Annotated in this window: 11 protein-coding genes; 7 read left to right on the forward strand and 4 right to left on the reverse strand. The window is 54.1% G+C overall.

What is annotated here, in order from left to right; translation table 11 throughout:
- Positions 1-781 precede the first annotated feature (781 nt).
- The 4 genes from ACX1DY_RS15995 to ACX1DY_RS16010 form a co-directional block, all read right to left on the reverse strand.
- Positions 782-1,456 (reverse strand): DUF559 domain-containing protein, encoded by a 675-nt coding sequence (locus tag ACX1DY_RS15995; RefSeq protein ID WP_458965176.1) that lies wholly within the window; start codon positions 1,454-1,456, stop codon positions 782-784.
- A gap of 135 nt (positions 1,457-1,591) precedes the next feature.
- Entirely contained in the window at positions 1,592-2,416 is an 825-nt protein-coding gene (locus ACX1DY_RS16000) for a class I SAM-dependent methyltransferase (RefSeq protein WP_458965177.1), read from the reverse strand.
- A gap of 457 nt (positions 2,417-2,873) precedes the next feature.
- On the reverse strand, positions 2,874-3,713 hold the full coding sequence (locus ACX1DY_RS16005) for a 1,4-dihydroxy-6-naphthoate synthase (protein ID WP_458965195.1): 840 nt from the start codon (positions 3,711-3,713) through the stop codon (positions 2,874-2,876).
- Positions 3,714-3,724: 11 nt separating this feature from the next.
- The gene (locus tag ACX1DY_RS16010) at positions 3,725-4,426 is read right to left on the reverse strand and encodes a futalosine hydrolase (protein WP_458965178.1); all 702 of its coding nucleotides are present in this window, start codon (positions 4,424-4,426) and stop codon (positions 3,725-3,727) included.
- A 1,029-nt stretch (positions 4,427-5,455) separates the two neighbouring features.
- Between ACX1DY_RS16010 and ACX1DY_RS16015 the strand changes: the two genes are divergently transcribed.
- The 7 genes from ACX1DY_RS16015 (at position 5,456) to mprF (ending at position 13,088) form a co-directional block, all read left to right on the forward strand.
- The gene (locus tag ACX1DY_RS16015) at positions 5,456-5,929 is read left to right on the forward strand and encodes a MarR family winged helix-turn-helix transcriptional regulator (RefSeq protein WP_458965179.1); all 474 of its coding nucleotides are present in this window, start codon (positions 5,456-5,458) and stop codon (positions 5,927-5,929) included.
- Between the two features lie 206 nt (positions 5,930-6,135).
- Positions 6,136-6,537: a DoxX family protein gene (locus ACX1DY_RS16020; protein ID WP_458965196.1), complete on the forward strand. Its 402-nt coding sequence runs from the start codon at positions 6,136-6,138 to the stop codon at positions 6,535-6,537.
- A gap of 83 nt (positions 6,538-6,620) precedes the next feature.
- On the forward strand, positions 6,621-7,571 hold the full coding sequence (locus tag ACX1DY_RS16025; protein WP_458965180.1) for a ring-cleaving dioxygenase: 951 nt from the start codon (positions 6,621-6,623) through the stop codon (positions 7,569-7,571).
- Entirely contained in the window at positions 7,568-8,188 is a 621-nt protein-coding gene (locus ACX1DY_RS16030) for an alpha/beta hydrolase (protein WP_458965181.1), read from the forward strand. Before ACX1DY_RS16025 ends, ACX1DY_RS16030 begins: the two co-directional genes overlap by 4 nt.
- Before the next feature lie 299 nt (positions 8,189-8,487).
- On the forward strand, positions 8,488-9,717 hold the full coding sequence (locus ACX1DY_RS16035) for a multidrug effflux MFS transporter (RefSeq protein WP_458965182.1): 1,230 nt from the start codon (positions 8,488-8,490) through the stop codon (positions 9,715-9,717).
- A gap of 101 nt (positions 9,718-9,818) precedes the next feature.
- Positions 9,819-10,178 (forward strand): FlxA-like family protein, encoded by a 360-nt coding sequence (locus tag ACX1DY_RS16040; protein ID WP_458965183.1) that lies wholly within the window; start codon positions 9,819-9,821, stop codon positions 10,176-10,178.
- 258 nt (positions 10,179-10,436) lie between these two features.
- Positions 10,437-13,088: a bifunctional lysylphosphatidylglycerol flippase/synthetase MprF gene (gene mprF, locus ACX1DY_RS16045; RefSeq protein WP_458965184.1), complete on the forward strand. Its 2,652-nt coding sequence runs from the start codon at positions 10,437-10,439 to the stop codon at positions 13,086-13,088.
- Positions 13,089-13,497 lie beyond the last annotated feature (409 nt).

Consider the following 13,497-nt stretch of genomic DNA (forward strand, 5'->3'; position numbering starts at 1 on the left):
GGAATTTCTCCATATAATTCTACATGGCAACCTCCTCGGTGCCGGCAAGTGGGAAAAAGTCCACTTAATTCATTCCGAAATCGCTGAACTGAAGTAAATGGAGAGAATTAAGTATCCTTTTTCCACCTAATCGTCAAAAAAACGGAAAATCGAACCAATTAGTCTCCCTTTTTCCATATAATTCTGTTGGTGGCTGCTGATGATGGCAACCTGAACACGTTACTGGTAGCCCGGCAAACGAAATGAGTAGCCAGCAATCAGCATGCGTGACTGGTAGCGCAGCAATCGGAGTGAGAAACCTGCAACCGGTAAGCGTGACTGGGAAAACCGGCAATTGGAGTGAGGCACTTAGGTGGAATTTCTCCATGTAATTCTGCTGAGCTACCTCCCCGGAGGTGGTTAGTGGAAAAACTCCACTTAAATCACCCCAAAACCGCTGAATAGATGAAAGTGGAGGGAATTAAGTATCTTTTTTTCACCTAATCATCGAAAAAACGGTAAACCGCACGAATTAGTTTTCCTTTTTCCACTTAATTCTGTTGGTGGCTGCTGATGCGGTAACTTGCACTTGTGACTGGCAGCGCGGCAATCGGAGTGAGGAACTAGCAACCGGTATGCGTTACTGGGAAACTCGGCAATTGGAGTGAGTAGCTAATAATCGGCATGTGTTACTGGTAGCCCAGCAAACGAAATGAGTAGCCAGCGATTCGCATACGAAACTGGAAACCTGGCCAACAGCAGATGCTTTCCGCCACAGGTCTGCCAGCTTTGCTTATTAGGATCAACTAAAATACTCCAAAACCCCGCGTGACAGCTCATAGCGGACGATTCTCTGCCGCTTGCCGTCTGCAGCGGGGAGCAGCCAGCCTTTTTCAGTCAGACCGCGAAGGAGGCGGATCGCTGTTTTGTAGGTAATTTCGAAATGCTGCTCAATATCCAAGGGGCGGATGGGCCGTGCCAATCGAATGGTCAACCTGATTACCTCTTGCTCCATAAGCTGGAGGGGTGACACCGGCGATTCAGCGGGCTGATATCTGCCCAGCACCATACGCAGCAAGGTCATGCAGAGCTCAGGCCGCTGCTCCACATCATCGTAGGCAAACGAAATAACATGATAACCCATTGCATACAGGAAGGTTTCGCGGTTCAGCTCGCTGCAGTATTTTTGCCGGTCCATATCGCGTACATGTGAGGCATAGCCTTTGATCTCGATGAGCAGCTTTACATACCCGGGCAGCCAGGCGAAGTCGGCGAAATAGGATCTTCCCCGCCAGTCGGTTACCTCATACTCAGGATGAAGCCCGGTAAAATGCCCCCGCAGCGGCCACCAGACATTGCGCAAAAACAAAGTTTCGGCATGCCGATGCCCTCTCTCCAGACGTCCCCGCCGCTCTCCAGCAGGTCTGCCAGACAAATGTCCGTTAATAAATTGCTTATGCGCTTCTTCAAATTCCAAGATGCTCGCCCTCCCCGGAAAAATAGAAAACGCCCCGGCTTCCCTCTTAGAGGGCGGCCGGGACGTTCTTCGTCTCGTTGCTTTTAGTATAGAGTAAATGTTGCTGGATGGATAGATATGCCGGCTATAAAATGGCTACTTAACCCCAATTCTCATCCGGTAGCTGATTACCACCGGCAGGGTCCGGCCTTGAAAGAACTGTTCAACGTCTGCCGTAAATCCGGCAATGTCCTGTTCCAGCGCGGCGGGAGCGAGCTTCAGCACGGTCTGGATTCCGCCTTGGCTGAGCATCAGTCCGACATAACGCTGCGCGTCGCAGCTCTCTGTATGATGATACACAATTTCCCGCACGTAAGAAAATACCCCGCTGGCCTTTATTCGGGCCAAATGCCCTTCCTTGTCCCATTTGTGGGCTTGCTCGGAGGCAGGCTGGAGCCCGGCAAGCAGATCATCCGCGCCAGCGATCAGTCTATTGTAGCGGGCTTCAATATCCGGCTGCAGCACCAGCGGCCAGTCGCAATCATAAGCGGCGAACACTCCGCCAGGGCGCAGACAGCGGGATATTTCCTGCAGCGTGCTGAACGGGTCCATCCAGTGGAAGGACTGCGAGCAGGTGATGATATCCACGCTCTCCCCTGCAAAAGGAAGCTGGTTCGAATAACCCTGCACAAAGGACAGCGATTGATCCGAATCCTCCAAATGACGCAGCTTATCGAGCGCTTTGCCCAGCATATCGGGGTTAGGCTCAACTCCGGTTACAGCATCCGCCGCATCCTTCCACAGAAAGGTGGACAGGCCGGTTCCACAGCCTACATCGGCAACGAGGGAAGGCCTGCGGCCCAGATATGTGGTCAGTAATTCAATAACCATAGGCGGAGCCTCGGGCCGGTAGCGGTCATATTCGTCCTGAAAGCCCAAAAAGCGTTCAATATTCGGCTTGCTGTTGCCGTTAGGAATCACAACACATCCTCCTTACGAGTATTAGTCTACTTTCTATCCTGAAATAACGATGTCCGAAGGACATTGTTATGGAAGCCTCGAATTTGGCGAAGCCAAATTGAGGGCCTTTTATGAAATTTCATCGTCTGAAGTGCCGCGAAAGAGCGGCATGGCTGTCTATTGTATGCGGTCTGAAGCCCGGTACCAAATTTAAATGTGAAAAGAGCGTTTAATGAATGGAGAACGGATACTGAGCGTTGACCTTGTGAATAAGCATAGTTCAATAAATAAGGTGGAAAAATAAATATGTGCGGCCAAAAATAAGCACGGCTCAAGGCATAACGAGGGGATGGACGTTCAAGATCATAGAGTAGGTTTCATAACGTTGAGCTGTGAGATTAGCTGTAAAAGAATCAGGCTCCCGGGGATTGGTTGCAGCTTGTCCAGGAGCCGTTGAGTTTCGAATTGGCTTGCAGCGCTACCGCAGCAGTGCCGGATCTATAGGTGGAACAAGGCCTTCAGCGGCGGCCCGGTTCAAGAGGGCGGAGATGGCGGCATAGCCGTCTTCGCCCAGATTCATCGAGAATTCATTGACGTACAGATCAATGTGCGATTTGGCAACCTCCGGTGACAGCTCCTGAGCGTGGTCCATCACATATTCCCGCGAATCATGCGGGTGATCCCAGGCGTATTGGAGCGAGCTGCGAATCCAGCCGGAAATGGCCTCGTGGTCGAGGTCGCGGCGGGCGATAATTGCGCCGAGCGGTATCGGCAGCCCGGTGTCGCCCTCCCACCAGCTGCCCAGATCAGTCAGCAGGTTAAGGCCATAAGACGGATAGGTAAAGCGGGCTTCATGAATGACCAGCCCGGCATCAATCTCCCCGTCACGTACCGCGGGCATGATCTCATCGAAGGGCAGGACGACGATTTCGGCAGGACCGCCAGGCACCTGCTGAGCCGCCCATAGGCGGAACAGCAGATACGCGGTGGAGCGCTCGCTGGGAACGGCAATCCGCCGCCCGGACAGCTCACCCGGATGCTTGATGGCGCCCGCTCCCTTGCGGGTCAGCACCAGCGGGCCGCAGCCCCGTCCGAGCGCGCCGCCGCAGGGCAGAAGCTTATACCGCTGCAGCACCCAGGGGAGGGCGGCGTAGGAGATTTTGAGCACTTCGGGTCCGGCACCGTCCGCAGCCAGACTATTGGTAATATCAATATCGGCAAAGGTCACATTCAGCTTGGGCGCGCCCGGCACAAGGCCGTGAGCCCAGGCATGGAATATAAATGTATCGTTAGGACAAGGGGAAAAGGCGATATTCAGCCCTGTTGTCATTACAGCACCTCCTGAAGTATAGCGGCCGCCGCCGCGAGTATGTCCAAGGCTTCATTGATTTTCCACGCGGCCCGGTCGCGCGGGCCGACCGGGTTCGAGATCGCGCGCAGCTCCAGCGCCGCGATCCCCAGCGCATGGGCGGCCACGGCAACCCCGTGGCCTTCCATCGCCTCCGCCGCCGCCTCCGGGTGGCGGGCGGCGAGAGCGGCGGCCGTCCCGGCGGTGCCGGTCGCCGTCGACACGGTAAGCACGGGTCCCGTGCTTACCGCAAGCCCGGCCGCTGCAAGCGCGGCCGCAAGGACCTGCACCGTGCCGCGCTCCGCCGGCACGGACACGCTGCCGAAGCCGAGCTCGGCAGCGCTGCGGAAGCCCTCCGGCGTCTCTGCGCCGAGGGCCGCGTCAATCATCTCGCTGGCGACGACCAGCGAGCCTACGGGCGCGCGGCCCGGGAAGCCGCCGCCGATCCCGGCGCTGATGACGCAGCCGTAGGAGCCGGCTGCCAGTGCCGCGGCGGTTCCCGCCGCCGCTGCGGCGGTGCCGGCGCCCGCCGCAATGACGTGGAACCTGCTGCTGCCCTTCAGGCCGCGCAGGACCGCGTCCCGCTCCGCCGCGACAGCCGTCACAATCAGGATGCGCGGCGCCTGCGGCATATCCCCCGCTTTCCCTCGCGGACCTGGAGCTTGTCTATTGAATGCTTCCATCATTCAGCCTCCTTCTATATAAATGTGCTCATGTACATATATCGCTTGTTTGCACGAAGATTCTCCAGTGTAATAGTGTCGAACTCCAACTCATGAGAAGCTGCAATGCTTCTATGTAGACTTACATAAGATTGAGTACGGGTAGCGGGGAAATCAATCTATTGCAGAATATGCAGCAGATAAGCCCCAGTAACCCCAAAAAAAGCAATCTGCTGCAGATCATACAATAGAATCAACATATAAGCGCCAAAAGGAAGCTTTTTGCGGACTTTGATTGTATAAAGTGCAATAGAACCGCATTTTGCCTTTCGTTAAATGAATTCTGCTGCACAACATGCAGCAGATAAGCCCCAGCAACCCCAAAAAAAGCAATCTGCTGCAGATCATACAATAGACAGCCATGCCGCTCTTTCGCGGCACTTCAGACGATGAAATTTCATAGAAGGCCCTCAATTTGGCTTCGCCAAATTCGAGGCTTCCATAACAATGTCCTCTGTTCGGACATCGTTATTTCAGGATAGAATCAACGGATCATCGCGAAAAGGAAGCTTTTCGCGAACTTTGATTGTACAAAGTGCAATAGAACCGCATTTTGCCCTTTGTTGAATGACTTCTGCTGTACAAAATGCAGCAGATCCGCTATCACCCTGGAGCCGGACAGCTTCATTTACAGCCGCGTCCCGCTTACTAATAAATCTGCGTTGTCAGCCCTTCATTTGGTACAAGTTATTGTTAAGCCGGCGCCCATTCCCCGGGCTAGGTATCTTGCATTTCCAAGGAAAAGGATACGCCGTTTTAGAAGTCAGGTCAAACCGGGCGAATTTTTTTTGAAGTAGAAGAAAGCATGGATTTCACATATCCATTATCCTTCTATTGTTGGAGAAACGAATGCCGTTTCTTTCGGAGGACGGTAAAGTTGTTTAATTTTAAAGAAAGTGTTGACAATGAATATAGAATGGATTATATTTATCTTAACTTAAAGATAATTAACTTAAAGACAAATGAAAAAACGAATGGGAGGTGAGCAGGATGAGTGAATATAAAGAGGCAGCAAGCAAGGTGGCCGAAAGCCAGGCGGATGAGGATCAGGCGACATCGCTGAAATTGTTCGTGGTTCTGTCCAAGGCATACCGAAGCCTGATGGATCAGGCGGTGAAGGATATGAAGAGTCATGGACTCGCTTCGGCTGAATTTATGGTGCTGGAGGTGCTCTATCATAGGAACCGGATTCCACTGCAGCAGATCGGCGGGAAGATTCTTGTTACCAGCGGGAGCATCACCTACAACATCGACAAGCTGGAGAAGAGGGGACTGCTAAGACGGGTTCCATGCAATGAAGACCGCCGGGTAACTTATGCGGAGATCACGGAAGCGGGCCGCGAGCTGTTCGATGATATTTTCCCCCGTCATGCAAGCTCCATTCATAGTTTGATGGGCGGTTTAAATAAACAAGAGAAGAGTCAGGCGATTGAATTGCTGAAGAAGCTGGGCAAAGGCGTGTAGAATAAGGCTTTTCGCGAAGATCAGAAGCAAAGCGCGGAGAGCCGGGCTGAAGCCAAGTGGAGTTTTAGCGGGAGAGTTGGAGATGGAGGCAAGCAATCATGCCTATGCATTGAGAATTTGCAGGAGATCACAGGAAGTCCAAAATTTTTTTACCTAATATCTTAAGGTTAAGATAATTAAAATCAAGAGAATGGAGAGTGTTCAAAATGGTTAGTGTAGGATTGTTATTGATGAGATTGTTTATCGGGGTTGCGTTTATCGGGCATGGTTCACAGAAGCTGTTCGGCTGGTTCGGGGGATATGGTCCGAAGGGAACCGGCGGCTGGATGGAATCCATCGGCATTAAACCGGGCGTATTCATGGCGGTGCTGGCGGGACTGATGGAGCTTGTCGGAGGCATGCTGTTCGCAGCCGGGCTGCTGACGCCGGTGGCGGCTGTACTGATTGCCGGAGCCATGCTTGGCGCTATCGTCAAGGTGCATGCTCCCAACGGATTCTGGTCCACAGCTAACGGAGTTGAGTTCCCTCTGACGCTGCTGGTGGTTGCTGTAGGCGTGGCAATCGCGGGTCCGGGTTCGATATCGCTCGACGCACTCTTTTTCAACTGATAACTTAGCTTAAATATAAAAAAGGTTGTTCTGGTCTTATCTAGGGCGGCAAGCTACCGCACCACACTTAGGAGGTTATACTAATGACTATGCAAACCCAAGGGATTCACCATATTACCGCTTTTGTTGGAGATGTGCAGCGCAATGCCGATTTCTATGCCGGAATTCTCGGGCTGCGGCTTGTGAAAAAAACAGTGAACTTCGACGCTCCAGAGGTCTACCATCTCTATTTCGGGAATGAGCAGGGTGCGCCGGGAACGATTATTACCTTCTTCCCATTTGCGGCAGGACGCAAAGGCCGTATCGGCGGAGGCCAGGTTGGTGTAACCACCTATGCGGTGCCGGTTGGCTCTTTGGGCTTCTGGGAGCAGCGGCTTGCCGCTTACCAGATTCCGGTTACCCATGTAAGCCGGATTGGAGAAAACTATCTCTCATTCGCTGATTTCGACGGGCTGCGGATTGAGCTTGTGGAACGTGCAGATGGTCCGCTGAGCACATGGTCCTTCGGCGGAGTTCCAACTGAGCATGCCATCAAAGGCTTCGGCGGTGCCGTTCTCTACAGCACAGATCCGGACAAAACAGCAGATACCCTGTCACGCACGCTGGGCCTCGAACGTATTGCTGAAGGTGACGGTTATATCCGCTACAGATCCACTAGCGACATTGGCAATATCATTGACCTGAAGGCAACGCCGGTTCCGCATGGCGCCGGAGGCTCGGGTACCGTCCACCACATTGCTTGGCGGGCCAAAGACGATGCCGAGCAGCTGGATTGGGGCCGCCGCGTCCAGAGTCATGGCTATCAGCCGACTCCGGTTCAGGACCGCCAATACTTCAACGCTATTTACTTCCGGGAAGAAGGCGGAATTCTCTTCGAGATCGCAACCGATCCTCCAGGCTTTGCCCGTGATGAAGCTCCGGATGCCCTCGGTCAAAAGCTGATGCTTCCGGCCTGGTTCGAGCCGCACCGCGCGTTGATTGAAGAAAATCTGACTCCTTTTGAAATTCGTGAAATCGAGGTGAAGCAGGGATGATCCATATCTTCCGCAAGGGAACGGATGAAAGTCTGCCGACACTTGTCCTGTTCCACGGAACCGGCGGCAACGAGCGTGATCTGCTGCCGCTGGCCGAACTTCTCGCTCCCGGCGCTTCTGTGCTGGGCGTCCGGGGAAATGTGCTGGAGAACGGCATGCCGCGCTTCTTCCGGCGGCTGGCCGAAGGCATCTTCGATGAAGAGGATCTGGTCTTCCGCACCCATGAGCTTAAAGGGTTTTTGGATGAGGCTGCTGCCAAGTACGGCTTCGATCCCGATAACCTGGTGGCTGTAGGCTACTCCAACGGTGCGAATATCGCCGGCAGCCTGCTGTTCCATTACGGCGGAATTTTCCGCTCAGCGGTGCTGCTGCACCCGATGGTTCCGCTGCGTGGCCTGAAGCTGCCTTCGCTGAAGGGAGTCCCGGTCTTCATTGGGGCGGGGACCAATGACCCGATCATCCGGGTGGAGGAGACCCGGGAGCTGGAGTCGCTTCTGCAGGATGCTGGCGCTGAAGTGACCACCCACTGGGGCAATCAGGGCCACCGCCTGAGCGCGGCTGAAGCCGAAGCCGCCAGAGATTGGCTGCAGGGGCGGGGTACACCAGGCAAAGCTTAACATATAGCCGTCCGCAGGACCGCCGATAAGTGACTATATATGTCGCTTAGAAGCTCCTGCGGACGGTTTTTTGCAAAGATAAGAATTTATATGTTTCACGCTACAAATTATCCTTATCTTTCTGGAGAAACGGACGCCACCTCTTTCAGAGGACGGCAAAGCCGTTTCTTCTTGTGCAACCAGTAACCGTAGCTGTGACAAAAGCATTGAACAATCCGGCAGCCATCAGGTAGTATGAAGAATACAAAATACAAAAGGGCCTAAGGGTTGTTAACAGAAAGGTTGGCGTCATTTTTATCATGATCACAAAAACTGATAGTCGCATGTTGGAGGCGGAAGGGCCATCGCGGAAGCAGCGGCTGCAAATCGCCGTCATTCTGGGAGCCATTTCCGCGATTGGACCGTTGTCCATTGATATGTATTTGCCGGCGCTTCCCGAGCTTGGGGCGCATTTTGGGGCCGGGGCTGCGCTGGCGCAGCTTAGCCTGACCTTCTTTTTGCTGGGGCTGGCCTCGGGACAACTGGTGGCGGGGCCGCTAAGCGATGTGTATGGCCGTCGTACACCGCTGCTCATTGGCATGATCATCTATGCGGTGTCCTCAATACTGTGTGCGTTCAGCCCTTCAATCGGGCTTTTAGTTGTGTTGCGGTTTATCCAGGGGATTGCCGGTTCAGTGGGTGTAGTGATCTCGCGGGCGGCAGTGCGCGACCTCTACAGCGGCTCCGAATTAACCAAATTCTTTTCCTTACTGATGATTGTCAACGGGCTGGGGCCGATTCTGGCCCCGGTCATCGGAGGCCAGCTTCTGCGATTCACAACGTGGCAGGGAGTGTTCGTGGTGCTGTTTGCCGCCGGGCTGATCTTTTTTGCCACGATTCTGCTGCGGCTTCCCGAGACCTTGCCCAAAGAGCGGCGTTCCAAGAGCGGGCTGAAAGGAACCTTGCGTACCTTCGGCATCCTGCTTCGTAACGGGCGGTTCATGGGCTATGCGCTTACTCAAGGATTGGTTACGGCGGCTATGTTCGCTTATATTTCGGGCTCCTCGTTTGTGCTGCAGAATATTTTTGGCGTCTCCCCGCAAATGTACAGCCTGATCTTTGCTGTGAACGGGCTGGGGATTATTATCTCGGGACAAGTGGCCGGCAGATTGGCCGGAAGAGTCGGTGAGCGCAAGCTCCTGGTCAGCGGCCTGCTGCTGTGTACGGCGGGCGGCGCTCTGCTGCTGCTGACTGTGCTGACTGGCGGCGGTCTGCTGCCGATCCTGATCTGCCTGTTTGCCGTTGTTTCCAGTGTAGGTATGGTTGGCACAACCAGCTTCTCCCTGGCTATGCAGGATCAAGGGGATTCCGCAGGCAGCGCCTCAGCACTGCTGGGACTTCTGCCGCTGCTGCTCGGTAGCTGCGTGGCTCCGCTGGTCGGACTGGGCGGCGATAGAACCGCGCTTCCGATGGCGGTAGTCATCGCGTCAGCGGGCATCTGCTCTATACTGGCCTATCTGCTGCTCTGCAGCGGGAAAAAAGGCAAATAAGCCGTAAAGGACTGGTCCGGTTCTTTCAGCAAACTTTCAGCGCAAATTAACGTTCCGCTCCTTCGAAAGGGTTATATTGGATATTGAAAGGAGGGACGAGCATGAGTATATCATCCGTATCATCGGCCTCTTCCACTTCGTACACCTCCTCCAGCGCAACCGATACCGCCGCCCTGGAGAAGCAAAAAGCTAAGCTGGAAGCCGACCTGGAGAAAGTACAATCCAGCAAGGACGACGAGAAAACGAAGGAAACCAAAACCAAGCAGCTTCAGCAGCAGATCAAGCAGATCGAAGCGCAAATTGCGCAGAAATCGCAGAGCAGCAGCAGTTCCTCTGCGGCAGGCAGCAGTGCGCCGCCGCCTGAGAAGTCGGCTAACGGCAATGCGCTTGCTCCAGCCAGCGCGCAGGAGATCGCTACTGCCACCACGAACAGCGAAGGCAGATTTGACATCCGGGTGTAACCCCGGGCACAGCGTACATAGAAAAAGGACAGCCATTTGCCGTGGTGACTGTCCTTTTTTTATTGCTCCGGTTCAATAGTTCAGGGTCTTCTTTTTTTCGGGCTGCTGCAGGGAATTGCCCTTTGCCGGGTGTCTAACCTAAGTGATGATCATTATACGGGCCTTCTGTTCATAGTGTTGGTATAATGGAAGAATGAACACGGCTGGGTGGCTCCGGACAAGGGTGCAAGCCGGCAGTAAAGGCAGGAGAAAGAAGTCATGCATTCGATAAAACAATCGCTCGAACGCTTCAAAATTGTAAGGCTGATTATATCCATCTACCGGCTGCGGGCGGTCAGAGCGCTTTTTCCGCTGATTATTATAGTCTTTGTATATCTGGAGGGGCAGCATGAGCTGAAGAAGGTACACCTCCGTCTGATTATCCGCGAGCTGAAGCATGTGCCCGCAGCGGCCATTGCACAGATGATGGGGGCAGCCCTGCTCGCTGTGGCTGTGATGAGCGCTTATGACTATTTGATCCGCCAGCATTTTCGTTTGAAGATAAGCCACTGGAGCACGTTCCGCTATTCGTGGATTGCCAATACCTTCAATAATCTGATCGGCTTTGCCGGTCTGGCAGGGGTTGGGCTGCGGACGCTCCTTTACAAAAAAAGCGGTGTGCCTACTGCCGTCCTGACCCCGGCTATAGTGTTTCTCTCGCCGCTTATGATCACAGGGCTGTCACTGCTATCCTGGGGCAATATTTTCGGATTTTTTCCGGCCGCTGAGCTGCTCCGCGCGCACCGTTGGCTGGTGTTTGCGGTGTGGGGTATGGCGCTTTATTTGCCGCTTTTTATCATCATCCAGCGTTCGTCGCTGTTTGCCAAATGGATTAACCGGGGGCAGGGCCGAACACCTTGGACCACCGTGGCGGCTTCGGTCGGCGCATCGCTTCTGGAATGGCTGTTCGCCGGAATCACGTTCTGCATCATTGCGAGTCATCTGCTTGGCTGCGCCAGCTACATTACGGTCTTCAGCATCTATGTCATCGCTGCGATAGCAGGCATCCTAAGTATGGCCCCCGGGGGCATCGGCGCCTTCGACCTGATCGCCCTGCTCGGACTTTCGCAATTGGGCTATGGAAGCGATAAGGCTATGGCTGTTCTGGTTATTTACAGACTGTTCTATTATCTCATTCCGTGGCTGATCGGCCTTGTGATGGCTGCACTGGAAATTGGACTGCAGAGTAAAAAAAGCTCTGACCGGAGTAACGTGGGCATCGAGCCTTCGCTTAATCTATGGCAGAAAATCTGGGGCTGGCCGGGCCAATATACGTTCTTGAGCGATCTTGGCATATGGGCGCTCGGCAAGCTGGTGCTGGCCAGCGGTCTGATCCTGCTGCTGTCGGCGGCGACGCCTGAGCTGCTGTATCGGCTGCGGTTAACGGAGGAGCTGCTCTCTCTGCCGGTGATGCGAATTTCACATCATGTATCCGTATTGATCGGCTTCATGCTTATTCTTCTGTCGCGCGGGATTTCGCTGCGTGTCCACCGGGCGTATATCTTGACCTGTGCGCTGCTGTTTGGCGGGGCGGTGTTCACCTTTACGAAAGGCTTTGATTACGAGGAAGCGTTATTCCTGCTGCTTGTAGCGCTCATCCTCTGGATATCCAGGGCCCGCTTCAACCGGATCAGCGTACCGTTCAGCAAGCAAAGCACGATCTGGTGGCTGGTGCTGACTTCTGCCATTGCGTTTATTTACTTCCTGCTGGGCAGCTACGTGCATCATGGCTTCCCGAAGCATCTCCCCGTAGGTATTCCCCCGGAGTGGCTGCACCGGCACAGCAATGTAGCGGTTACGGCGGTCAGCGGGCTGGTGCTCTCCTGGCTGCTGATGACGATGCTGGTAGTCCTCCGGCCCCAGCACAAGATGGAGGAACTGCTGGCGGACAAGGATATGAAGCGGCTAAGCCAATTTCTTGAGGGAAATGAGGGGAATGCCTTAACCCATATGCTGTTTCTGGGCGACAAAAGCTTCTATTGGGCCCAGGGCGGCAAGGTGCTGATTGCTTTTGCCAGAGCGCGGGACAAGCTGGTGGTGCTGGGTGATCCGCTGGGACCCCGTGCCCTGGTAGGCGAAGCGATCAGCGAATTCCGGCAGGCTGCGGATTTATACGGTCTGTCTGTGGTGTTCTATCAGGCTACCCCGGACTTTCTGCCGGTCTATCATGAGCAGGGCTACCGCTTCTTCAAGCTCGGTGAGGAGGCGATGATCTCTCTTGCTGATTTTACACTTAGCGGCAAAAAAAATTCGGATCTGCGGAGTGTGAAAAACCGCTTCGAACGTGAGGATTACAGGTTCGAGATAGCGGAAGCGCCGCATTCCCCAGAGCTGCTTGAGGAGCTGCGCCGGGTTTCCGGGGAGTGGCTAAACGGACGCAGCGAAAAAGGTTTTTCGCTCGGCTGGTTCAAGCCGTCTTATCTGCAGCTAGCACAGGTAGCGCTGCTGCGGGATGCGGCAGGCAAGGTGCTGGCTTTTGCCTCCATTGCACCGGGGTATGACAAGGGAATTACGATTTCAGTTGACCTCATGCGCCACCGGAAAAAAACACCGAATGGAACCATGGACTATTTGTTTGTCCGTCTGCTGGAGTGGGCGAAGGAGCAGGGCTACCGCCGGTTCAACCTTGGCAATGCCCCGCTGTCCAGTGTCGGCCAGAATTCCGGGGCGCTGCGGGAGGAGAAGCTGGCCCATCTGGTATTTGTGCGCGGCGGACACTGGTACGGGTTCGCCGGCCTGCGGATGTACAAGGAGAAGTTCAGCCCGGAGTGGGAGCCGCGTTATCTTGCCTACCCCGCTTCGATGACACTGTCGATTCTGACGCTTGACCTGGTGAGACTCGTTTCCCGCCACCCGGAAGGGAAGGAGTAGCCGCAGACTACTATGTGGGGACTGCTATGGTGCTGGTGAGATACATACTAGACGGTTGGGCGGAAATCGGTAATACTATGTCCATCCACAACATAAAAGGTTACAGACATACAATCTGCCATTATCGAAACCGCAGAATTGGCAACCAGATTCACATCAACTTTGAGATGGCTCCTGTTCTGTGCAGGCGCCATTTTTTGATTGTTTAGGGGAATATGATTTTCTTTCTCTTTCTTTGAGGGCTAATGATCGGAAATAGCGGCAGAAATGCCGTTGTTAGAGAGTGAATGGATGGCGTAAAGTAAGTTGTGTACCAAGATTTGGAGCCTAGCCAGGCAACAAAAAAGTAGGGTATCCTCGGGATTGCGAAACCACCAAGGAGGAACCCTACTCGATGACTATTGTACCC

The organism is Paenibacillus sp. BAC0078 (assembly GCF_054483875.1).